Here is a 23,607-nt window from a genome sequence, read left to right on the forward strand (position 1 = left end):
CTCAGATATTCCGCAAATGTAGAGACTCCTAAACTATTATAAACTTCACTGTTGTTATTGCTGAGCAGCAACTCTTTAAAAACATCTGGAATGTCGGCTCCCTCTATAGCGGAAATCTGCAGTTGTCTCGGCACCTCAGCATCTAATATGGACTGTTTTATTTCCTCGTCAGCATGCCCCTTCCCCTCCAATATATGAGCGGAAATACCATACTTTTCTAAGTCGGACCCTGACACATTCCCATTCACAATGTCTTCAACCGTAATGCCTGCGGCCGCCAGCTGTTCCTCTGACACACCAGCCCCTTCAAGAAATGAACGCACCTGTTCCTCGGTAAGCCCCGTGCCCGACGATGCATTGCCACCCACAGCTCCCGCCATTGTTTTTAAACATTGTTCCTCTATCATATCATCCAATGGCGTAAAAGACATTATCGCTTTGCTGACATACGGTGTTGCAAAAAATACTACCACAAGCGTAAGCACAGTCGCCAAAAGAGAAACCGCAATGCGTACCGCTCCTCTGGCAAAACCCACTATAGCTCCAATTCCTATAATTACACTAACACTTATCAGTAACCAATTCATACTAACTCCTATTTTCCAAATCGTACTTCTTCAATTCCACGTTCACTCATCACCAGATATTTATTAATTCCGGAAAGGGGTAAAATATCGAGAATATTTTCTTCCATCTCACCGTCAAACTTTTGCACACCCCATGTTGTAAACACAGCACACTGTTTGCCATCGAACATCATAACGCTTCCGTCCGCAATCTTTACATTGCTATATTCTCCCTCGAATGTTTTTGAAAGCTTTTCTGTTCCTGACATATTATACAGCCTTAGTTCATTTTTATCCTGAGAGTCGTCTTTTAATACAAACCCTATATAGTCGTCATCATAGAACACGCTTTTTACTTCCTTATTAAGTTCCACTTTTTTTGATAAAGCCGGTTTATCTTTCCCTTTATATATGTAAAAAGCCTGCTCGCTGATTAACATAGACGTATTATCATCCACAAAAAAGGACATTGGAATGATTTCATTTTTATACACTTCTTCAGCAGCCTGCTGTTCTGACTCCTCCGTTCCACCATTATGAAAATCGTAGTAGATAATCCGGGTAGCCTGTACCCCATCCACCACGCAGAGATAAGATACCTGAAGCATACCTCCGTCAGGAGAAATTGCCATTCCTATCGGATATCCCGTCCCGGTTATAGAGGCTCTGTGTTCCACCAACATATTTCCTGCCGCATCATAACACACAATTAAAGATGTATTTTCATTTTTAAGCAGCGCGCACACAATACCATTCTCCGACACCGCCAGCGATTCTACAGGATAATTGGTATGCACCTCCCCCCTGAGTCCCTTTTTATTAAAAACTAGAATATCATTTCCTCCCCGGTCTCCCACAACGACAGAATCCTTATTAATATTTAAAAAAGGATTTTTAATTTGATAAGACTGGTTCCACTGCTCTTCCGCTTTTCTATTCAAAAATGCAATTCCGTCCCGGCTGTATTTTAGTACACCATTCGAAAACTGCATGTAACTATTCTTGTCATTGCCTGCATCTTGGTAACTCTGAACCGTCCTCGCCACATTATATGTCTGCAGCTCCACCAACAGATAGGTACTGGCGGCGGCCGCCAGCAACGTAATTGTAGTCAAAATGACTTTTCTCCAGAATCGCCGCTTATGCGCTTTAATTTTTTCTTCCAAATCCTCTAACGGATTCCGTACTTCTATAATAACACCCATATTATATCCTTTTTCTTCTTGTCTTATTTCTTTCGACTGCGGGGCGGTAAACGAGTTTCTCTCAATCCGCGTTCATACTTCCGCTCCGAACGCCACCTCAGGGCTATGCGCTCATTATATCACACTTTTCTATGGAAGCAATAATTTCTGTCCTATGAAGATTAAGTTGCCGTCGGATAGACCGTTCATTTTGCAGATTGCATCTACATGACTTGTATCGCCGTATACTTTCTTGCTGATTCTGGCGAGTGTGTCCCCCTTCTCTACAATATAGATATCTTCACTCATTTCTTTCATCGTACTGGCGGCTGTATCGCCGCCGGAATTTGTGTCAGTTTTCCCCTGAGTGGAAGCGTCCTGACCAGAGGCTTGTCCATCTGTCTGTCCTCCAACGCTTCCGCCGTCATCGGTATCGCCTTCCCCTTGATCCTCTTGGGGTTCTGAGTCCTCTGTCCCGCTTTTTGGCTGAGCGCTGGTCTCCACCGTCTGCCCCTCCTTGCCGGGCGATACGGTTTCTTTTATATAATCCAGCGACGACTGTACCGACTTCATTTTGTCATAATTATTCATGGTCGTGACTCCGATAATAAGTACCACCAAAACAAGAAACACACTTGCCGCGTACATCACTCTGGAGGTATGCCGCTGCTCTTGAACTTCGAACCGCTCTTTCACGATACTACGAAAATTCTTTGCAGCCTTATCCTCCACAACTTCACTGGGAGTCACGCCAATCTTTTTACGCCTTGTCACCATGTAATTCTGCATGGATGGATTTTTCTCATAATATATGTAATGCCCGCCCATCTGCATAAGCTCTTTATATTTATAGGCAAAATATAGCTCGTCCTTCTCGGCGGCATCCTTCATAATAAATACCGTTCCCGTATGCGCAAAATATTGTTCATGAATTTTAGTAAGATTACCATTTAATAGAAGAGGATGTCCCGGAAGGGAAATAAACCAGCCTATAATCTTACCGCCTTCAAAATATTTTTCGCAGTCTTCCCCGGCCTTTTTCCACGTTTCCTCCCCTATGGCTATATCCGGTCCTTCTGTATCTATCTCCTCCATCTGCACCGCACCAGAGATATAGATGCAGTCCTGTTCTTCCTGACGTACTGTATGTCCAATCAAAAAGGCCCCTGTCGGATTTTCATCCGCTTTATCGCAAAGTTGGTTTAGAAATGTATCGACATAATCTTCAACATAAATTCTAGGAGTATCACTAACATTACCTATCTGCCGTACATTTTTCGGAAATTGGTTTTCCATATACTCTCACCTCATTTTGCATATTTTTGCTTATGATAGCATATGAAAACCACCAATTTTATCGCTTTATGTCAGCCAGATATGAAAACCGCTCGACAACTCTTGATAAATCCCGTCGTATTCTTGTGGTATCGACATTTTCCCGCCTGCTCGTCTCGCAGCTCCCACAATATTTGTCTGTGATAGTCGTTATCCATCCCTCTTTTGTATGAGGCAGCGTAAATAATGTCACGGGCCACATGTGGGAACGAATAATATCCTTCTCCGTCTTATTTAGTTCAAAAAATTTTTCTGCATTTTTCAGCGCCTCTTTTGGATGAGTCATACCGTGGAAACGGTCACCAGTCTTTTTTGCATGGGTGTGCCAGTCATATAGAAACAAATCGTGCAGCATCCCACCTCTAGCCGCTGAACGTGCGTCCAGCTTCAGGAACCGGCACCACTGGTAATTATAGTAGGCAACATGCATACAGTGCTGGTAACAATTGGTCTTTCCGTGATGAGGGTACAGCTTCATACGCAGTACCACAGGATGACTGGCCAAATCCTTTATACAATCATTGAACTCTTCGTTCCAGTCCCGGCGAAGTTCCAGCAGCTTTTTGGCCGCCCTCTCCCTGAAATTCTTCAAACCATCTATCTCCTTCTTCAACAAATACTATTTTATTTCCATAATAGTATAGCAAATTTTTTAACTTGCTGTATGAATTTTTGAAAAAATTAAGGTTTTATTTAAACAAGTTTCTAGTTCTGGCAAGCCAAAAGCCGCCCTAAAGGACGGCTTTTAACTCGTTATAAATAACGATGAGAAGATCAAATATAGTACATGCTGATATTTAAAATATTATACCAACATTCTCAGTGGTTTAAAGTATTACTCTATTATCTGCCTTTCTTGCCAAAAAGCAGCTTCCACCTTGCCTTTAAAGAAATTGCAATTACAATGTGTTTCATTTTTCCACAGCGTTCACACTGTCCCGAATAATAGCCATATACACAATCCTGCCGCTTCAGGTTCAACCCATGCCGGTGGTTCAGACATTCTCTGCACAAATGTCCCATTTCCTCGCTTTTTAGATATTTGTACTCTACCATCCTCTTAAGTCCTTTCTCGTAACTGTAAATGTATACCTTTAAAGAAAAAATTTTCCAAATTATATTTTTCATAATTTTCCATTTTTGTTAATGTATACCTTTTTATTCCAATCAATTTAGCGTAGTTTTATTAATTTATCTTGTATTTATCCCTTGCCTGAAGCTTTTAAAGATGTTAATATTATATTGGTATTTTGTTAGTTGCTTTTTTGCAAAAAAGGTATAGGTTTCTTGAAATAGTAGTAATAATTCAGCGCCTCCGATGGATAATAACGTCAGGAGGTGTTTTTATATTGGGAAAAAAATACTATGGGTACATGAGAGTATCAACAGCAGAACAAAATGATGAAAGACAGCGTGTCGAGCTTCTAAAATGGGGAATCTCAAAGCACAACCTTTACGCAGACAAGATTTCTGGAAAGGACTTCGAGCGTCCGCAATACAAGCGGCTCCGCCGAAAACTTCATGAGGGTGATATTCTGGTCGTCAAGAGCATAGACCGGCTGGGCCGTAATTATGAAGAGATACAAAAGGAATGGAATTATCTAGTCAAAGAAAAGAATATAGACATTGTAATTATTGACATGCCACTTCTAGATACAAGAACAAAAAAAGATTTAATCGGAACATTGATCTCGGACATCGTTCTGCAGCTTCTCTCTTATGTAGCGCAGACCGAACGAGAATATATCCGTCAGCGTCAGGCTGAAGGCATCGCCGCGGCCAAGGCTCAGGGCAAGCATTTGGGCCGTTACCCTAAACCTTATCCTGATGGATTTGAAAAGTACTATTTACTGTGGCGCCGTAAGGCACTGACTTTTTCAGAGACTGCATGCAAATTAAATGTCAGCGAGAATCAGCTCCGCTGGCTGGTATCCCGCTATCGCAGGGAACAGGAGAATTATTAAGATTTCTGACTTGAACTATTCATGTCAAAGTTCTTTCATTTGTGAATATAGCTTATCCTCAAACAGAAAATCCCCGCCTCTTATGAGACGGGGACTCCCTCCATTATACAATGTTGAGGTCAAAGCACCTTTTGACCCTGATGTCATAATATTAAACTATTTTACAAATGCTTTTACTTTCTCATAAATGCTATCAGCATCAAGACCGTATTTCTTAACCAATTCTACTGCCGGGCCGGACTCGCCGAACACATCCATCACACCAATCTTAAGAACCGGTGTCGGGAGGTTCTCAGACAGGACATCGCAGACAGCACTTCCAAGTCCGCCGATTACAGAATGTTCTTCAACTGTAACCACTTTTCCGGTTTCTTTTGCTGCCGCGAGAATCAATTCTTCATCCAGCGGTTTGATTGTATGGATATTGATGACCTTGGCCTCGATTCCATCTGCCGCAAGCTTTTCTGCGGCCGTAAGGGATTCACTCACTTCAAGGCCTGTGGCAACGATTGTCACATCCTTACCTTCCCGAAGTACGATACCTTTTCCGATTTCGAACTTATAATCCGGTGTGTCATTGATTACCGGAACGGCAAGTCTTCCGAAACGAAGGTAAACAGGACCCTGATGCTCATAAGCTGCAAATACTGCTGCCTTTGCTTCTACATCATCAGACGGGCTGATTACTACCATTCCCGGAATTGTTCTCATCAATGCGATATCCTCGTTACACTGATGTGTAGCCCCATCCTCTCCTACAGAGATTCCGGCGTGGGTCGCACCGATTTTCACATTGTTCTTCGGATATCCAACGGAGTTACGAACCTGTTCAAACGCACGTCCGGCTGCAAACATTGCAAAGGAGCTGGCAAACGGAACTTTTCCGGTTGTAGCGATACCTGCCGCAACGCCAATCATATTTCCCTCTGCGATACCGCAGTCGATAAAACGCTGAGGGAACGCTTTTTTGAAAACGCCCGTCTTGGTTGCGCCTGCAAGGTCAGCGTCCAATACAACAACGTCGTCATGTAATTTACCTAATTCTGCCAAAGCATTACCGTAGCTTTCTCTTGTTGCGATCTTCTTTACTTCTGACATAATGCTTCACCTACTTTCTCTAAATCTGCCATAGCTGTCTTATATTCTTCTTCACTCGGAGCTTTTCCGTGCCATCCTGCCTGATTCTCCATGAAAGAAACACCTTTTCCTTTTACGGTCTTAGCAATAATAGCGGTCGGCATACCCTTGGTTGCTTTCGCTTCCTTGAATGCAGCGTCAATCTCATCGAAATTGTGACCATCAATGTTGATTACATGGAAGTTGAACGCTTCGAACTTCTTGTCGATTGGATATGGAGAGTTCACTTCGTCGATTGGTCCGTCAATCTGAAGATTGTTATTGTCAATGATAAACACAAGATTGTCCAGCTTCTGGAATCCTGCCAGCATAGCAGCCTCCCAAACCTGTCCTTCCTGAATCTCGCCGTCGCCCACCAGTGTGTATACACGGTAGTCGTCGCCAGAAAGTTTAGCGGAGATAGCCATTCCTACTGCTGCGGATACGCCCTGTCCAAGTGAGCCGCTTGACATATCGACACCCGGGATGTGCTTCATATCCGGATGTCCCTGAAGGTAGGAGCCCACGTGACGAAGTGTCTTTAAGTCTTCTACCGGGAAAAATCCTCTCTCGGCAAGTGCTGAGTAGTATCCTGGAGCGGTGTGCCCTTTGGATAATACGAAACGGTCACGGTCTGCCTTTTTCGGCTCTGCCGGATCAACGTTCATTTCTTCAAAAAATAAGTAAGTATAGATGTCTGCTGCTGATAAAGATCCGCCCGGATGTCCTGACTTTGCAGAATATACTGCTGTCACGATATCCTTGCGCACTTCATTTGCAGTCTTCATAAGTTCAAGCTTGTTCATGAAATTTGCCTCCTAATAATAAGTGATTAAGTTCTATGTATCCGTTTTTGCTTGAATGATTGCCCTCACCATTCGCCACGGCGCTTATTCTCCCTACTCTCCGAAAACAGCCTTGTAGTCTGCCTGGAATTTAGCGATACCAGCATCTGTCAGTGGGTGGTGTGTCATTTGTTCAATTACCTTATATGGTACTGTCGCAATATGTGCTCCCGCAAGTGCACAGTCTGTCACATGCATGGTCGTGCGCACGCTCGCCGCTATAATCTCGGTGTCGATATCCCCTGCCACTGCGAAGATTTCCGCGATTTCGCTGATCAAGTCAATACCGCGCACGGAAATGTCGTCCAGACGTCCGAGGAATGGGGATACATAAGTTGCGCCTGCTCTTGCTGCCAACAGTGCCTGATTTGCGGTGAAAATCAATGTTACATTCGTCTTGATTCCTTCTGCGCTTAATACTTTGCAAGCTTTCAGGCCTTCGACGGTCATCGGAATTTTAACAACCATGTTCGGATGGATTTTGGCAATCTCTCTTCCTTCTGCAATCATGCCCTCAGCGTCTGTTGTGGTCGCCTTCACTTCCCCGCTGATTGGCCCGTCCACGATAGAAGTAATCTCTGCGATAACTTCTGCAAAGTCACGTCCTTCTTTAGCGATTAAAGACGGATTTGTTGTTACTCCGCAGATTACGCCCATATCATTCGCTTTTTTGATGTCTTCCACGTTCGCTGTGTCGATGAAAAATTTCATTCTTCTTTTCCTCCTTGATTTTAAGAAATCGTTATATTTTCCCGCAATCTGACAGCATTTACCCGCGTCTATATGCCAACTGCCCGATTTGCTTAGATTATATCCTATTTATTAGAAATTGGTCAATAGGCATATTATTTATTAGTAATTTTCTCAATTAATATTATCATTTTATTAATAAATATTCTAGACATTTACTTCATTCATTCACACTAATACGTCTATTTATTGTTCTTTCTCTTAGAATTATTAGTAATATTTTTCGAAAATGAACTAATTTTTGTTTTTGCATAGGAGGTCGTCCCTCTGGCTATCAATTTCGGTTCATATTCTACATGGTAAGTGCTGATCGGCTGAATATCGGAATAGGTACTATTCTGGGACATAATTTTTTTCATAATAATATCGCAGGCGTCCCGTCCTTTGAAGACTACAAAATGCTCAATCGTAGTAAGAGAAACTTTGTGCATCCTCGCAAACAGCGTGTTATCACATCCCATTACGGAAATGTCGCCAGGAACCTTGTATTTTTCTTCGTGCAGGGCGTCAAGGATTCCAAATGCAATCATATCGTTGAGGCCCACAATCGCCGTCACATCTTTCTCTTCCTTGAGCACTTCTTTTGTCAGGTCATATCCGATTTTATATTCCGAATCAATATTTGGCACATCCTCGTCCGTCTCTTCACTTGCCGCCTTGATAATCACATTCCCCTTCAGCCCTTTGGCGTCAAACTCCTTTAAGAATCCTTCCACTCTCTTAGAGCGCTGCTTTTGCCGTGTTGTAAGAGGCGGCGCTATATACGCCACCTTACGGTGCCCCAGTTCCAACAGATGGCGGGCCATCAGACGCCCCAGCTTTGAGTTGTCCAGCTCCACCGCGTCAACATTCAAATGTTCATTCTGGTTATTAATAATCGCAATTGGTATCTCTCCCGCCAATTCCTCCACCATATCCATAAAACAATGGCTGGGATTACAGGTGTAGATAATGCCCAGCGGCCGAAGCTCCGGCATCATTTTCAGATACCGCTCCTCCATCCGCAGATCCCGCTGCGTGTTGCAGACAAATAGTCCATACCCTTGCTCCTTCGCCCGGGATTCAATCCCCTGCAGAAGCATCACATAATAAGGATTCGTAAGGTTCGAGCAAAAAACAACAATTAATTTGTCTCTCTTACTCTCCTTAGGTTTCTTGCGCTTCGGAATCTCATATCCCATCTCCTTCGCCGCCTGCTCCACCTTCCGAATAGTCTCCTTCGAAAAAGAAACATTATACTTCCTATTCAAAACCATAGAGACCGTGGACTGCGATACCCCTGCGGCTTTCGCAATATCAGAAGACGTAACCTTATTCCTTTTCATCCCGATTCACACCTCCAGAATTTCCAGACAATTCTCAAAATTGTAGACGGGGACAGGTCCCAACGCGTTGGGACCTGTCCCCTTTGCCCCTTGCTTAAAGCTCTGTTCTTCCTTCCAGTGCTCTCAGCAATGTCACTTCGTCTATATATTCCAAGTCACCGCCCACAGGTACGCCGCTGGCTATACGGCTGACTTTAATTCCGGTGGGCTTGATCAGCTTACTGATATACATAGCCGTAGTCTCACCCTCGAGACTGGAGTTTGTGGCGATAATGACTTCATCCACATCCCCCTGCAGCCGCTCCATCAGCTCCTTCAGCCTTATATCTCCCGGCCCGATACCCAGCATCGGTGAAATGGCGCCATGCAGTACATGATAGACTCCCTCGTACTTCCCTGTCTTTTCATAGGCCGCCAGATCACGGGCTGTCTCTACCACCATAATGGTCTTATGGTCTCTCTCGCTGCTCGCACAAATCGGGCACACCTCACGGTCCGTTAAAGTCCAGCATTCCTTGCAGTAGCGAACATTATTGCGTGCCTCTACCATGGTGCGCGCCATCTCTTCCACCTGTTCTTTCGGCATATTTATCATATGAAAAGCCAGCCTTTGGGCTGACTTTGTTCCGATTCCGGGCAGTCGCGAAAATTCATCAATTAACTTGCTTATCTGACTGCTATAATAATCCATGCCTGCACTCCTAGAATAATCCCGGCATTCCGCCGCCCATACCGCCTGTAAGCTTGCCCATAGCGGATGCGTTCTCTTCATCGGCCTGACGGATAGCTTCATTGACAGCCGCCACAATCAAATCTTCCAGCATCTCAATGTCATCCGGATCCACAACTTCCTCAGAAAGCTTCACCTTCTGCACTTCCTTCTTCCCGTTGATAGTAACCTCTACCGCTCCGCCGCCTGCCGTAGCCGTAAATTCCTTCGTCTCCATCTCTTTCGCCTGCTCTTCCATCTGGCGCTGCATTTTCTGAGCCTGCTTCATTAAATTAGCCATATTGCCGGGCATCCCTCCGCCCGGAAATCCTCCACGTTTTGCCATAATACTAATCCTCCTTTATTCGTCCTCAATGGTAATATCCATATGAATCATCTTCTCTATATCTACAAAGCTTTCCTCGAACCGCCGCCCTGTTTCCAGCTGACGCACTTCTACCGGAATATGCTTGCCTACCTTTTGTTCAATAAGCTGTTCCAGCTCCTGCACATGATCCGCAGTTCCTACAACTCCCGCACTGATTTCATCGGGAAGTACAACAAGCAGCTGGTCCTGATTCCCAGCGCTTAACTTGGCCTGCTTTAAATAATTACGCAGCATACCCGACGCCTCGTTTGCAATTCCCCGGAAATTAGACGCCACCTGCTTCACCTCTTCCGTGAGCGCCCTTGGCAGCTCCGGTTTGGGCTGTGGCTTCGGCGCTTCGCCATTCACATAGACGACCTTCTGCTCCACAGGCGCGGACGTAACCCCTTCCTCCACCTGCTTTTCCAGCGCACGTATCCTATCCAAAAGGCTGTCTTTTGAACTCTCCATCTGTGGCTTGCACATCTTAATAAGCGTCACTTCCAGAAGCACACGCTTCTGCGTCGCGTACCTGAGCTGGTTCGTCAACTCCGAAAAAATGCGGATATAGCGGAGAAGCACTTCCGAATCTATCATCGCTGCCTCTTCCTTCAACTGCGCAAGATTCTCTGTAGATACATCCAGCACATCCTCCATATTATCAGAACTTTTCACAAGAAGCAAGTTCCTTAAATACCATGTGAAATCCGCAGAAAGCTGGGACAATTCTCTCCCCTGCATAACCAGCTCTTCCACCGTCTTCAGCACCCGGGATACATCCTGTGCTATAATCTCCCGCAGAAGCCGGCTGAACACCTCGGTATCCACAGCTCCCAGCACCTCAAGCACATTGTCATAAGTCAAAGTCTGCCCCAGATAAAATGCAATACACTGATCCAGAAGGCTCAACGCATCACGCATAGAACCGTCCGCAGCCTTGGCAAGATACCGGATAGCGCGCTCTTCAACCTCAACCTGCTCTTTTTCCATCAGCTCTGTGAGTCTGGCGGCTATCGTATCTATTGTAATACGCTTGAAGTCATAACGCTGGCATCTGGACAGAATCGTAATCGGAATCTTATGGGCCTCCGTAGTCGCCAAAATAAAGATGACGTAATCCGGCGGCTCCTCAAGTGTCTTCAGCAGCGCGTTGAAAGCCCCGATGGAAAGCATATGCACCTCATCGATGATATAAACTTTATACCTTCCCTCCGTAGGACGGTAGGATACTTCATCCCGAATCTCCCTGATATTGTCGACACCATTATTCGACGCGGCGTCAATCTCTATCACATTCATAGATATCCCCGCTCCGATGCCTTTACACATCTCGCACTCACCGCAAGGACTGCCGTCCACCGGATGTTCACAATTCACCGCTTTCGCGAATATTTTCGCCACCGTCGTCTTTCCAGTCCCCCTTGTCCCGCAGAACAGGTAGGCATGGCCGATTCTCTGTGCCTTAATTTGATTCTTCAATGTTGTAATAATATGATCTTGTCCCTTCACGTCCGCAAATTCCGCAGGGCGGAACTTACGGTATAAGGCAGTATACGACATGTGTTTCACTCCTCCAAGGTTCTTTCCTATTCATCGCCGAAACTGATTCCTGTCAGCTTGGCTTCTTTAATAATATCCGCTTTAGGATCGACGCTCTTCAGCTTACCGGCAACCTCCTGAAGCGGCACCTTCTTGATTTCCCCGTTCTTTATGGCCACCATATATCCATAATCTTCCTTCAAGATCAGGCCCGCTGCGGCTGCCCCAAGTCTGGTAGCCAGAACCCGGTCATAGGGACACGGAGAACCGCCCCGCTGCGTATGCCCCGGCACGGTGATACGCACTTCTTGATCCGTGCGGTTCTGTATCTTCTCCGCCAGCTCATAAGCCACGGAAGGATACGTCTTCTTAGCCTGCTTCTCCTTCAACCTCTTTTTCGGAAGCGCAGCGTCATCCTTAGAAATAGCCCCCTCTGCCACTGCTATGATGGTAAATCTCTTTCCCGCTTTGGCCCGTCCGTTAATGGCCTTGATGATTACATCCAGATCATAAGGTATCTCAGGCAGCAGAATGATATCCGCGCCGCCCGCTATCCCCGCATGCAACGTCACCCAGCCAACCTTGTGTCCCATCACCTCAATGATGAACACCCGGCTGTGGGAAGTCGCCGTCGTATGAATCCGGTCAATCGTATCCGTTGCAATATCCACCGCACTCTGAAAACCAAAGGTCATATCCGTCCCCCAGAGATCGTTGTCAATCGTCTTCGGCAGGGTTATCACATTCAACCCCTCCTCACGGAGCATATTGGCCGTCTTATGCGTGCCGTTTCCTCCAAGGACAACAAGACAATTGAGATTCAGCTTATGATAAGTATGCTTCATAGCCTCCACTTTATCAAGCCCGTCCTCCCCCGGAACCCGCATCAGCTTAAACGGCTGTCTGCTCGTCCCAAGGATTGTGCCGCCAACTGTCAGAATCCCCGAAAAATCTCTGGATGTCAGCATCTTAAAATTCGAATAGATCAGTCCCTTATATCCTTCTTGAAATCCATAAATCTCTACATCATCACGCTCAGAAAATACACCTTTTACAACGCCTCTCATGGCCGCATTCAAAGCCTGACAGTCACCGCCGCTGGTAAGCATTCCTATTCTTAACATATGTCCCACGTCCTTTCTGTTGTCATCGCTCTACTGCTATTATAACTTATTCTTTCCCTCTAAACAATCAAAACATCCGCTTTCATTGACGTTTCTCCGACAAATGGCTATACTATAGATTGTAATAAATACAAAGAAAGTCAGGTAAAAATATGGAGCGCAACGAAATGTGCTGGTGCGGAAGTGGAAAGAAATACAAAAAATGCCACCGCATCATCGAAGATAAAATTTTATATCACAAAGAAAAAGGGGACATCGTTCCCACACGGGACATTTTAAAAACCGTTTCTCAAATTGAACAAATAAAAAAGAGCGCCGAATTAAACACGGCTGTTCTCGACCATGTAGAATCCCATATTCACGCAGGAATGAGTACGGAGGAAATCGACCGTCTTGTCTACGATTATACAGTGGCACACGGCGGCATCCCAGCCCCCCTCCACTATCAAGGTTTCCCAAAAAGTGTGTGCACTTCCCTAAATAACGAAATCTGCCACGGAATCCCGGATGATACCATTCTTTTAGAAGAAGGAGACATTATCAATGTAGATGTGTCTACGATACTTGACGGATACTTTTCCGATGCCTCCCGCATGTTTATCATCGGAAAGACAAGTGAGCGCGCGGAAAGATTGGTCCGCGTCACAGAAGAGTGTGTGAAGCTTGGGCTGGAGCAGGCTAAGCCGTGGAACCACCTTGGGGATATCGCCTACGCCATCAACAGCCACGCCAAGGCAAATGGCTACTCCGTCGTAGAAGAAATCGGCGGACATGGTATTGGACTGGAATTCCACGAAGACCCGTGGGTAAGCTACGTCACCCCCAAAGGCAGCGAAATGCTTCTGGTACCCGGCATGATATTTACGATTGAGCCTATGATCAACGAAGGCAGTCCAGACTTCTTTGTTGATGAAGATAACGGCTGGACAGTGTACACAGAAGATGACGGCCTGTCCGCCCAAATAGAATATATGGTACTGATCACCGAAGACGGCGCAGAAGTACTCACAAAATAGACGGAGGAATTTATTTATGAACGATATTTATTCTCATCTGCTCCCCATCGAAGGGGCCTGCAACGTACGGGATATCGGGGGCTATGAAACACAGGACGGATGTCTGACAAAAGAAAACGTCTTTTTCCGCTCCGACAACACAGCCGGATACACAGAAAAAGACGTACAATTTTTCATTGATAAAGGGGTGACTCTCACCGTCGACCTGCGCTCCGCAGACGAGACCGGGCGGCAGGCATCCGCCTTTGTCCACGTGCCCGGCATCCGCTATGAAAACATCCAATTGATAGACGGAATCCACTCCCAGTTCACACGGGAAAACATCCCCGTCACCATGGGACAGCTTTACATCCAGTTCTTGGAGACCGGCAAAGCACAGTTCGGAAAAATGTTCCGCCTCTTTGCAGAAAACACAGGCGCTTCCCTCTATCACTGCACCGCCGGCAAGGACAGAACCGGTGTGACCACTATGCTGCTCCTTTCCCTCGCGGGCGTCGCCGATGATACCATTATCGAAGACTACGCCGCCACAGAAGTATTTACAGAACACATCATAGCAGGGCAAAAAGCCCAGCTCGCATCCATGGGCCTTGACGTCCCTGATTTTATGCTCCACGCCGATTCCCAAAACATGGAAGAAACGCTGGCCCATCTGCATAAGACTTACGGCACCGCCGAAAATTATCTTCTTAACTGTCAAGTGTCTAAGACAGAAATAGACATACTGAAAAATAAAATCATTTCATAGGCCTGAATATTTCAAGTCAAATAAAACTAACGCAATGTTTTTTAAGGGGCTTGTTTGACAGCCCCTTAAGTGAATTTACAAGGGACTACACTCTGATTGTGAAGCAAGCTACTGACATTCATATACTTGATTAGTCATTAGTACCGCATAGAAAAACCACCCTTGAAACTTTGGCTAGGTGTCAGGGTGGTGTTTTCTACTTCTTTCACAGGTCAAACCACTCGTGGGCGGTTGTTCCTTTTATGCTTATGTCATAACAGATACCTCAAATTTTTTCAAGTTTTTTCAGCATGTGTGATTCCGACTTACCAATAACCGCAATTTAGGTAGAACAAAAACAACTGATTTTTAACAGACTGTTTATCCGGTATTTTTTACTTTCTCATCAATTAGTTCTGTAATTCTAATATCAACGCCCAACACAAGTACTTCCTAAATCGCATATCCAATAAACGTATTGCCGTTTTGTTCCACCATACTCTCTAAATCAGTAATTGGCACGGAGTATCTTTGTCCGTCCGCCGGGTCAAGGTACGCTACATTGGTCTTATTATAACCTATCAGCAGGACTGCGTGGTCTCCGCCTGTCATCGCGATTACCGGCGTCTCCCGGCTGATTGTATACAGTATCTGCTCCGTTGTGCATCCGGTCAAATCCAAGCCTTCCCCGCCGATATGGCCGCTCAATATTTCTTCCGGTGCCATCCCATTAGCCAGTTCATTAACTACATCTGCCTCTTTCCCTTCCTTTGTAAGCATCTGCCTTAAGCAGGCCGCCAGCGTGTTCTCCCCCTCGGCGGCAGTGAATGGCTCCATATTGTCCACTTCATAGATAGACGGTTTGTTGCTCTTCTCCCAGACATAGGCCTGCTTGGAAGAAACCGCAACACCATTCAAATCATCTGCATTCTGTACCGCATAGGCCGCCTTATCATAGACCCCTTGAAGTTCCCCAAGCGCAAAAACATAATATTTACCTGTTGTCTCGGCCTCATCAAAGTGCACCATCATTGGCTTGTCAAACAGAACTTGCTTCGGTTTCAGAAGCTTGGCTTCCGTATCCCGTATTCCATCTTCATAGGCAAGGCGCACTACCTTCTGCCTCACTTCATCCGAATAGGTCTCCAGTTTAATATTGCTCTCCGCCGCTTCCTCGTTATTCGTGATATAATCGGCAGCCGCCGGTGTGTAAACATCTTCATTTTTGGAGACCCGGTTGATTGTCATCATATTATCGGTGATAAACGTATCCAGAATATAGAGCTCCTGTACTTGATAATTTTTCACAATCTCCTGTTTCTGGTTCACTATATCCAATTTATACATCGGATAGACACTCTGCCCTGCAGTCGTATGCCCCGCATCCGCTCCGCGCAGTGTCCCATAAACAAAATCATTTTTGATAAATCCGATGGGACGGATATATTCTTCCCCCTCAGCCGCCACATCGAAAGAATCACCGGTCTGCAGGTTCAATACAGTAATCTTCTGAGATTGATTCAAATCTCCGCCGCTCTGATATGCAAGCAGGTGCCCGTCCTCCGAAGCCGTGTACTGTCCGGATGTCAAGCCACGCACCAATACCTCTCTTGTGTCTTCCTTCATGTCTACACAGTATAGGGTTCCGTCCATCATTACATACAGTCTCTCAGACTTACTGCTATAATAGACATACTTTCCGAACTCTTCCTTAATCACAGAGTACCCTTTGGCACTCGGAACAAAGGCTTTTTCTTCCACAGAACTTTTTTCAGCATCAAAATAGTAGACCGCAGCCCCCGAGCGCCCCTCATGTGCCCCTCTGTTCATATACCCGCAAACCGTAAAAATCGTATTTCCATTTTTATCGACGGAAACTATCCGTATATCATGCTGGTCGTATAGATTCCTGACATCCCGGCTCTCAGAGCTGGCAAAACTGAATACAAGAGACATCTCATCATTATCTTTATTATAATTCCACAATTCATTGTTCTGTATAAACGAAACAATCGTGCCTTCGGAATTGTTTTTATATTCTAAATCTGCCGGCGCAATTCCTAGCAAAACCCCTTTCTGGCTCAGAGCTTTCTCCCCACCGTCAAACACTTGATTCATGGTACGGTTATAATCGAGCAGATACGTCTTATCTCCAACCACACGAATTCGAAAAAATTCCTTTACCGTATATAAGGCATCCGGATCCTCCGTCACTCCGGCGCACTTTACACTGTAGTTCAACTGAATGGAAGTATAATTCTCATTACATTCCAGTACTTCCCACCGGACATCTCCAGAAATGGCTGGTTTCAGGTCTCCCCATGTCACATGATCTACATCAGAATGTATCGTTACCGTTTGAAGTGTAGTATTATCCCCTTCTGAACTTGGCTCAATGACATCACTCAGCGAATCCGCCTTGTCCTTCACCATCTCTGTTTCCAAAAAATTCTGGGCAAAATCCAGACATGTCCTATAGTTCGCCTCCGCGGCATCTACAATTCTAGTATAGTAATAGACATCTTGATCCTCCAGATGAAGTATGACCTTCAGAACTCGTTCTGCCGTCATCGTCTTCTCCGCGGAAAACTGCATGGAAACCGTGTCTTTTACATCCTTGACCGTCTCCTCCTGAAGGCACTCCTCACCATTCAGCGTATACACCTGCCATGTCACGCTGTCCACCTTGGCGTCATATTTTTCAACATTCATATCAAGCATATAATCGCTGACCGGAGTCACTGTATCTCTCATAGATGAGATGACCATATCCTCTTTGTAACCCGGCAGAGAATTAACCTCATATCCTTCTGTCGTAAAAGAAATTCTGGGCAGCGTCGCCGAGCCCATGTCTGCGCTCATATCGGTATTTCCACGATTTGTAAGGTAACTGAACAGAATGACAGCCGCAATGAATACTGCGGTGAGCACCCCTGCCCGGACTGCTATCTTTTTTATCATATTGTATCCCCTTTATTGTTTGAATGCTACTTCCCCGTATCCTTATCCTGTGCAAGAAGCGTGGCTAATGTGGGCTTTATATGAAGCATCTCCTCACAGGCCGCGATCGTCTCACTGTTGGCTCCTCGTTTTCCGGTGTACACTGCCCGGATAAGAATATTTTTCGGCGTATGCGCCATATCGATAAATTCAAGAATCTGGGTCTCATAGCCTTCTCTTTTTAGATATTCAGCTCTCATGGCATCTGTCACAAGAGCCGCCATTCTTTCTTTAATCAATCCATAAGAAAAGAGAGGCGCCAAAACATCATTTTCCATCTGCGCATTTAGCTCATGCTGACAGCACGGCACGGACAAAATGACTTTAGCTTTCCAGCCGACCGCTTTCGCCAAGGCGAAATCTGTGGCGGTATCACAGGCATGAAGTGTCACTACCATATCCACTTCCTCCACCCCTGTATAATCTGCAATATTGCCCTCAAGAAACTTTAACTTATGGTAGCCATACTTCTCTGCCAACTGGTTACAATGACGGATTACATCTTTTTTCAAATCCAGACCTATAATTCTCACATCATACTTTTTCAATTCATGTAAATAATAATACATAGCAAAAGTCAAATATGACTTTCCACAGCCGAAATCCAGAATCGTGACTTCTCTATCGGAAGGCAGCTTGGGGAGGATATCCTCGATAAACTCCAAAAAACGGTTAATCTGGCGAAACTTATCGAACTTAGATTTCACAACCGCCCCGTCCTGCGTCATAACCCCTAAATCCTGCAGAAAGGGAACCTCTATCCCCTCTTCAAGTATATAGCGCTTCTTTCTATTATGGGAATAGTCTACCTCCCTGAGAGTGGCCGCCTGAGATTTTTTCTGTACTGTAACCTTTCCCTTTTTACTGACAAGTATGTGATAACGGCTTTTTTTCGTCTCCACCTGCATCTGGCGAAAGTTATCCATCTGCTTCTCTATATATGTCTCTATTTCCTTGGCAGTTAGATTTTGATGATACACCTGATTATTTCTATGCTCTTCACACTGATAGACAAGCTCATCTCTTTTCTTGACTGGGCGAATCTTGATTTTAGTATTTCCATCCTTCGTCCTTGGGCCGCTCAACACCGCGGACAAGAACTCTATCGTAAAACTTTCTTTTACTATTTGCTTAATTGTATTCATCTATACGCTCCTGACATAAACTTCTCTGTCTATTTTAAAGCCTGCATTTCCTAAACGCAAGATAAATAAGGAAAAAAGGGAAAAGACCCCTTCTGAAGTCTCTTCCCTCTCCATTATATATCTTTTCTGCCTATATCCCCACAGTACGAATAACCGTTGCCCTCCAAGGGGCCATTATCAGCTGCCTTTGCTTCTCCTTCGTCGGAATCCTGCTCTTCCGTCCTGACCCGTGGAAACCGAATCATGACTTTAAACAAGTCACCATCCAAATATAACTCAAAACTTCCGCCTTGAAGCTCCGTCAAATTCCTTGCAATTGAAAGGCCAAGCCCGCTTCCTTCTGTACTTCTGGATACATCCCCCCGGATAAAACGTTCCGTCAGTTCATCCGGCGAAATATTAAGGGGCTGTTCTGATATATTTTTTATTGTAAAAAATACTTCCCTGTCGTTCTGGTACAAGTCTGCATACACTCTGGAGTGCTCCATCGCATATTTGGCAGCATTGCTGAAAACATTGGCGAACACCCTCCACATTCTCCGTCCGTCAGCATATATAATAACTGGTTCGGACGGTGTATGAAGAATAAACTGTAAATCTCTTGCCTCAAACTTTTCATCGAATTCCGCGCTCGTCTGATTGATAAGTTCAATCAGATTCAAGTTCATCATCTCAAGTTTGATATTGCCGCTGCTGACTTTCGACGCTTCCACCACGTCCTCCGTCAGAGTCTTCAGCCTGAACGCCTTTTCCTCCAACACTTTCAAATAATTCTGTATTCTAGGGTCCTCAAAATTTTCCCTCTTAAGAAGTTCCACGTAATTAATAATGGAGGTGAGCGGCGTCTTAATATCGTGAGAAACATTGGTAATCAAATCTGTCTTTAAGCGCTCATTTTTCATGCTCTCCTCTAACGCCTTATCAAGTCCGTCCCCAATCTTATTAATATACTTGGCGACTTCAAGCTGTTCTCCGCGTAAACCGGTCAACGGAATCTGATATTCCACTTGCCCCCGGGCAATCGCTTCCACACCTCTTTTGATGCGGCTCTTTCCGATAGCTCCGCGCATAAGATATACAAACGCGGCCCCCTCGGCCAGAAGCATCAGGAAAAACCAGATTCCCGGATCCCACACCATCATGGCAATCCAATGAATCAGGACAAATGCCCCGAAGGCCAGAATTATTTTCCAGACAATTCCTATATGCATAAGCACCATCTTAAGAAAGCTGCCGGCCCATTTCAAAACACTGTTCTGCCATAAAGTCTTAGCCTTCATCCGGCGCACAATTCCAAGCCACAAAATAAGTCCTGCAGCACATATCCCCAGCGCGGCGGCGCCAATAAAGAAGAGCTGTTCTGCATTGAGCGTGCTGCTTCCATCCGCAATACTGTATCCTGTAGATGACGTTAATGTGCTCACCGTATAATTGTAATAAGTACCACCAAATGCATTCTCTAAAACTTGGATTCCTCCGTAAATTGTCACCGCAAGAAATCCACCGGAAAATGCCAGAAATATCTCGGTCTTAAGTTTATCCACAGCCATAAGCCGGACGCCGTCTTCCTTATTAGAACGGCCCGCGATAGTTGTCAGCCATATTAAGATAAAGAGAAACATGGCGGCCGATACGACCCCGGCGACAAAAATCCCACGTACAGCCGGCGCGTACTGCCCATATATCTTGCTCTCCTGATAGAACCGGTCTTGAATCGGATAATCTGTATCTACGGCAAAGGCACAAATATAATTCCCCGTCCAAGCATTATTCTTAATCAGGGTCCGCCACTGTTCGGCTGAAGCGTCCTCCATATTACTCTCAAAATCTGCAAGCTTTGGCGCTATGACAACGTATTTCCCTAGTTTCTTTAATTCCTTAAGACTGCTTTTCCATTCTGCCGCGCTCTGATACGCGGCTCTATTTGTAAATACATGGTTCGCGTCTAAATCTACCAACAGGTACACTATATTAGTATTACCCTCAGACCAACTATCCAGCGTATTCTGATAGTCCATATCCGCAGTGGCAATATTGCTGGCCGCACTCGTAATGTCTCTGAGTGCCTCCGATAGCTTTCCGTTCCATTCAGGATTTTCATTGACAATCTCCAGAATATTCTCTGCTCCTACAGGCTTTGCAGCCTCTATCATCTGATACCCGTCATATTTCCAACAGCGTTCATATACCGTCTGCCCCTCACCGTCCTGAATATTCTCAAAGACTGAGTCACTATTTCCTAACCATCCCTCCAGTATCGCGGATACCATCTCCGTATTACTGCTGATGGCGTAAAGCTCCTTTGCTTTATCCAGATTGCCGAAGACAAGATTCCCTGCCTCCACTTCCTGCGTAAAATCTGTCCCATAGTAGTAATAAAAGCTTCCGTCGGGCTTTTTACAGACAATAATATCATTATAATCCGATTCTGCACTAGTATATCCAGCACTCAGACCGCCAATCGCAATCATAGATTCTAACGTATACGCAAGGCCACTTTTATTTTCTCCCGAAATTGTTTGATTCTCTGTGTATTCCTTAATATCAACAATCTTTGTTTTATCGTACACACCGTCCGTCTCGAACTGCTCTGATACGGGTACTGACCAAACTATCATCCCCGCAATGTCCTGCAGCTGCCGTTGGAATCCCTTTGAATCAGAATAGTTCTTCTGAGGCTTCTCTAACACGGCCGCACTAAGTCCTCCTGCCGGATATGTGAGCGTCCACACAAGGCAGACGGCCATGACCACCGCAAACACGTGTTCAAGGAGCACGAGAATTCCTTTACACGGTGCACTTTGGTACCATTTATTCATACATCCTCCTAACTAGATTTTTTCCACCTTATAGCCAACTCCCCATACTACTTTTAGGTAACGCGGCTCCTTCGGATTAATTTCAATCTTCTCCCTGATATGCCGGATGTGCACTGCAACCGTGTTGTCAGCGCCAATCGCCTCCTCATTCCAGATATTTTCATATATCTGGTCGATGGAAAAAACCTTTCCTTGATTTTTAACAAGTAATAATAAAATGTTATATTCGATAGGAGTAAGCTTAACCGGTTCCCCGTCCACTGTAATTTCCTTCAAATCGTCCCGGATCACAAGACCGCCTGTCTTGTATTCATTCTTATTCGCTTCTTTTGCAGTACTCCCAAGCTGCGTGTAACGTCTCATCTGTGATTTGACACGAGCCACCAATTCCAAAGGGTTAAAGGGCTTTGTCATATAATCGTCTGCCCCAATATTAAGACCCAGTATTTTATCAGCGTCTTCGGATTTCGCCGATAAAATAATAATCGGAAGGCTCATCTCCTCACGAATCTTAAGTGTCGCTCTGATACCGTCCAAACGCGGCATCATAACATCTATAATAAGAAGATCTACGTCTTCTTCCTTTAATACTTTAATTGCTTCTTCCCCATTGTAGGCCTTTAATATTTCGTATCCTTCTTGCGTTAAGTAAATATCGATAGCCTCCACTATATCTTTGTCATCATCACATACTAAAATTTTTGACATTTTCATCACCTCCCTTATAGTATACAAGATTAACAAAGATTTTTTAAGACCCAAGTATGTACTTTCTTAAGAAGTCATTAATATTCTGCAGGAAAAAATTTATATTATTCTGTCATAATATGTCGAAATTGTTTGTTGCTTATATCTTTTACTCATTTATTCTAATTTTTTCTCCTATTTTCTCTTTTCAAAGAACTTTGTGTGTAGAATAATTAACAAACAACTGCATAAGCGGAAGGAGGATTTGCATGAATGCAGTATCTGATTTGTTACTAAAGCTGGGCATACATAAAACTTGTAAAGGTTTCCGGTATCTTGTCTTTATCTTGCAGCTATGTCTGGAAGATGAAGATTATCTGCTTCATATCACCAGCCTGTATGAGGCAACAGGGGAAAAGTTCAACACTGCCGCCGATAATATTGAGAGCTGTATCCGAACTGCAATAGCAAACTGTTGGAAACGGGGAAATAGAAGATATCTTATCCAAATTACAAGATACAATCTGGAGCGTCAGCCGTCTGCGGGTGAATTTTTAGATATTCTTTATTGCCATTTAAAGTCTCAAGAAAATTGACCCGCGTTTGCGGGTCCTTTTCTATTTTGCCGCATACATTAATATAACTTCTTGAATTCTTCGAGGTCCACATGCAGACTATCATAAACAATATTTTACAGGATACCATGTATTACCATAATATGCCCGTCTTCATCTACAAAATCAATTACCCTTCCTTCGGTACTACATGCAGCAAAGCGGCAGCGCAAAAGATAAACAAACATTATACCAGAGCCGCTCGAGCTGCGGAAGCATTCTGCCGCACCGAACTCTATAATCAGACAGTAAAAAATTTACGCTACAGACAGCCTGACGGGCCCGTCCAAAGTTATACCTTTGATGTAGTTTATGAGATAACCTATAACTTAGGATGTATTACCAGCTTATATATAGATACGTATCGTTTTATGGGTGGAGCCCACGGAGAGACAAAGCGCACATCAGACACATGGGATTTCCATACCGGAAGCGCAATAACACTTAATGACATCCTCCAGCTTTCATCCATATCCCTGCATAACCTCCACCAGTGCATAGCACAGCAAATCAGGGAACGCCTTACGCTTTCCCCCGGCTCATATTTTGACGATTACAGTTCTTTATTATTGGATAATTTTGACCTAGCAAATTTTTATTTGCAAGATAATAAAATCGTAATTTATTATCAACAGTATGACATTGCACCCTATTCAACAGGTATACCGGAATTTTACTTTCCCTTACCGTCACCCATATCACTGCTTGAATAAATAGCAAAACCTGTCTCCAACTCTCATTAATTCGGCGGTAATGTCTATAAGTTGACCTTACC

General features: G+C 44.7%; 22 protein-coding genes (1 of these 22 running past the window's edge). 5 read left to right on the plus strand and 17 right to left on the minus strand.

What is annotated here, in order from left to right:
- The 5 genes from BN6465_RS10625 to BN6465_RS10645 form a co-directional block, all read right to left on the minus strand.
- A protein-coding gene (locus tag BN6465_RS10625; protein ID WP_066734498.1) for a CvpA family protein crosses the window boundary here: on the minus strand, nucleotides 1-587 show its 5' portion. 322 nt of this gene lie to the left of the window's left edge; 587 of the gene's 909 nt are visible here — the first part of the coding sequence; it begins with the start codon at nucleotides 585-587; the stop codon falls past the left edge of the window.
- An 8-nt stretch (nucleotides 588-595) separates the two neighbouring features.
- Nucleotides 596-1,771, minus strand: a complete 1,176-nt coding sequence (locus tag BN6465_RS10630; protein WP_066734500.1) for a DUF5711 family protein — start codon at nucleotides 1,769-1,771, stop codon at nucleotides 596-598.
- 129 nt (nucleotides 1,772-1,900) lie between these two features.
- Nucleotides 1,901-3,046, minus strand: a complete 1,146-nt coding sequence (locus tag BN6465_RS10635; RefSeq protein WP_066734502.1) for a LysM peptidoglycan-binding domain-containing protein — start codon at nucleotides 3,044-3,046, stop codon at nucleotides 1,901-1,903.
- Between the two features lie 58 nt (nucleotides 3,047-3,104).
- Nucleotides 3,105-3,644, minus strand: a complete 540-nt coding sequence (locus tag BN6465_RS10640; RefSeq protein ID WP_408605609.1) for an HDIG domain-containing metalloprotein — start codon at nucleotides 3,642-3,644, stop codon at nucleotides 3,105-3,107.
- A 284-nt stretch (nucleotides 3,645-3,928) separates the two neighbouring features.
- Nucleotides 3,929-4,141, minus strand: coding sequence for a hypothetical protein (locus tag BN6465_RS10645; RefSeq protein ID WP_154670240.1), 213 nt, complete (start codon nucleotides 4,139-4,141; stop codon nucleotides 3,929-3,931).
- Nucleotides 4,142-4,434: 293 nt separating this feature from the next.
- Here BN6465_RS10645 and BN6465_RS10650 point away from each other — a divergent pair, with 293 nt between their 5' ends.
- Nucleotides 4,435-5,049, plus strand: coding sequence for a recombinase family protein (locus tag BN6465_RS10650; RefSeq protein WP_242868065.1), 615 nt, complete (start codon nucleotides 4,435-4,437; stop codon nucleotides 5,047-5,049).
- A gap of 156 nt (nucleotides 5,050-5,205) precedes the next feature.
- Here the strand turns inward: BN6465_RS10650 and BN6465_RS10655 are convergent, their stop codons facing one another.
- The 8 genes from BN6465_RS10655 to BN6465_RS10690 form a co-directional block, all read right to left on the minus strand.
- Nucleotides 5,206-6,147, minus strand: a complete 942-nt coding sequence (locus BN6465_RS10655) for a transketolase family protein (RefSeq protein ID WP_066734520.1) — start codon at nucleotides 6,145-6,147, stop codon at nucleotides 5,206-5,208.
- Entirely contained in the window at nucleotides 6,135-6,971 is an 837-nt protein-coding gene (locus tag BN6465_RS10660) for a transketolase (protein WP_066734523.1), read from the minus strand. The genes BN6465_RS10655 and BN6465_RS10660 overlap by 13 nt, the downstream gene beginning before the upstream one ends.
- A 93-nt stretch (nucleotides 6,972-7,064) precedes the next feature.
- A complete protein-coding gene (fsa, locus tag BN6465_RS10665; protein WP_066734525.1) occupies nucleotides 7,065-7,721 on the minus strand; it encodes a fructose-6-phosphate aldolase in 657 nt (218 codons plus the stop codon).
- A gap of 221 nt (nucleotides 7,722-7,942) precedes the next feature.
- Nucleotides 7,943-9,085, minus strand: coding sequence for a LacI family DNA-binding transcriptional regulator (locus BN6465_RS10670; protein ID WP_066734527.1), 1,143 nt, complete (start codon nucleotides 9,083-9,085; stop codon nucleotides 7,943-7,945).
- Between the two features lie 94 nt (nucleotides 9,086-9,179).
- On the minus strand, nucleotides 9,180-9,776 hold the full coding sequence (gene recR / locus BN6465_RS10675; protein ID WP_066734529.1) for a recombination mediator RecR: 597 nt from the start codon (nucleotides 9,774-9,776) through the stop codon (nucleotides 9,180-9,182).
- A gap of 10 nt (nucleotides 9,777-9,786) precedes the next feature.
- Nucleotides 9,787-10,140, minus strand: a complete 354-nt coding sequence (locus BN6465_RS10680) for a YbaB/EbfC family nucleoid-associated protein (RefSeq protein ID WP_066734543.1) — start codon at nucleotides 10,138-10,140, stop codon at nucleotides 9,787-9,789.
- A 15-nt stretch (nucleotides 10,141-10,155) separates the two neighbouring features.
- Nucleotides 10,156-11,721, minus strand: coding sequence for a DNA polymerase III subunit gamma/tau (dnaX, locus tag BN6465_RS10685; RefSeq protein WP_066734545.1), 1,566 nt, complete (start codon nucleotides 11,719-11,721; stop codon nucleotides 10,156-10,158).
- 26 nt (nucleotides 11,722-11,747) lie between these two features.
- Nucleotides 11,748-12,824, minus strand: coding sequence for a 6-phosphofructokinase (locus tag BN6465_RS10690; RefSeq protein WP_066734547.1), 1,077 nt, complete (start codon nucleotides 12,822-12,824; stop codon nucleotides 11,748-11,750).
- 152 nt (nucleotides 12,825-12,976) lie between these two features.
- Here BN6465_RS10690 and BN6465_RS10695 point away from each other — a divergent pair, with 152 nt between their 5' ends.
- Nucleotides 12,977-13,840 (plus strand): methionyl aminopeptidase, encoded by an 864-nt coding sequence (locus BN6465_RS10695; protein ID WP_066734550.1) that lies wholly within the window; start codon nucleotides 12,977-12,979, stop codon nucleotides 13,838-13,840.
- Between the two features lie 16 nt (nucleotides 13,841-13,856).
- Nucleotides 13,857-14,588: a tyrosine-protein phosphatase gene (locus BN6465_RS10700; protein WP_066734553.1), complete on the plus strand. Its 732-nt coding sequence runs from the start codon at nucleotides 13,857-13,859 to the stop codon at nucleotides 14,586-14,588.
- Between the two features lie 432 nt (nucleotides 14,589-15,020).
- Here BN6465_RS10700 and BN6465_RS10705 read toward each other — a convergent pair whose 3' ends face one another.
- From BN6465_RS10705 to BN6465_RS10720, 4 genes are all read right to left on the minus strand, one after another.
- Nucleotides 15,021-17,528 (minus strand): cysteine peptidase family C39 domain-containing protein, encoded by a 2,508-nt coding sequence (locus BN6465_RS10705; protein WP_227183866.1) that lies wholly within the window; start codon nucleotides 17,526-17,528, stop codon nucleotides 15,021-15,023.
- Between the two features lie 26 nt (nucleotides 17,529-17,554).
- Nucleotides 17,555-18,712 carry a class I SAM-dependent methyltransferase gene (locus BN6465_RS10710; protein WP_066734555.1) on the minus strand — a complete coding sequence of 386 codons (1,158 nt, stop codon included), beginning with the start codon at nucleotides 18,710-18,712 and terminating at the stop codon, nucleotides 17,555-17,557.
- Between the two features lie 113 nt (nucleotides 18,713-18,825).
- On the minus strand, nucleotides 18,826-21,531 hold the full coding sequence (locus BN6465_RS10715; protein ID WP_066734558.1) for a sensor histidine kinase: 2,706 nt from the start codon (nucleotides 21,529-21,531) through the stop codon (nucleotides 18,826-18,828).
- 12 nt (nucleotides 21,532-21,543) lie between these two features.
- The gene (locus tag BN6465_RS10720) at nucleotides 21,544-22,239 is read right to left on the minus strand and encodes a response regulator transcription factor (protein WP_066734560.1); all 696 of its coding nucleotides are present in this window, start codon (nucleotides 22,237-22,239) and stop codon (nucleotides 21,544-21,546) included.
- 248 nt (nucleotides 22,240-22,487) lie between these two features.
- Between BN6465_RS10720 and BN6465_RS10725 the strand changes: the two genes are divergently transcribed.
- Nucleotides 22,488-22,814, plus strand: a complete 327-nt coding sequence (locus BN6465_RS10725; protein WP_066734562.1) for a sporulation initiation factor Spo0A C-terminal domain-containing protein — start codon at nucleotides 22,488-22,490, stop codon at nucleotides 22,812-22,814.
- A 71-nt stretch (nucleotides 22,815-22,885) separates the two neighbouring features.
- Nucleotides 22,886-23,545 carry a DUF3298 and DUF4163 domain-containing protein gene (locus BN6465_RS10730; RefSeq protein WP_066734564.1) on the plus strand — a complete coding sequence of 220 codons (660 nt, stop codon included), beginning with the start codon at nucleotides 22,886-22,888 and terminating at the stop codon, nucleotides 23,543-23,545.
- Nucleotides 23,546-23,607: the final 62 nt, after the last annotated feature.

Source organism: Bariatricus massiliensis (assembly GCF_900086725.1).
Taxonomy (GTDB): domain Bacteria; phylum Bacillota; class Clostridia; order Lachnospirales; family Lachnospiraceae; genus Allocoprococcus; species Allocoprococcus massiliensis.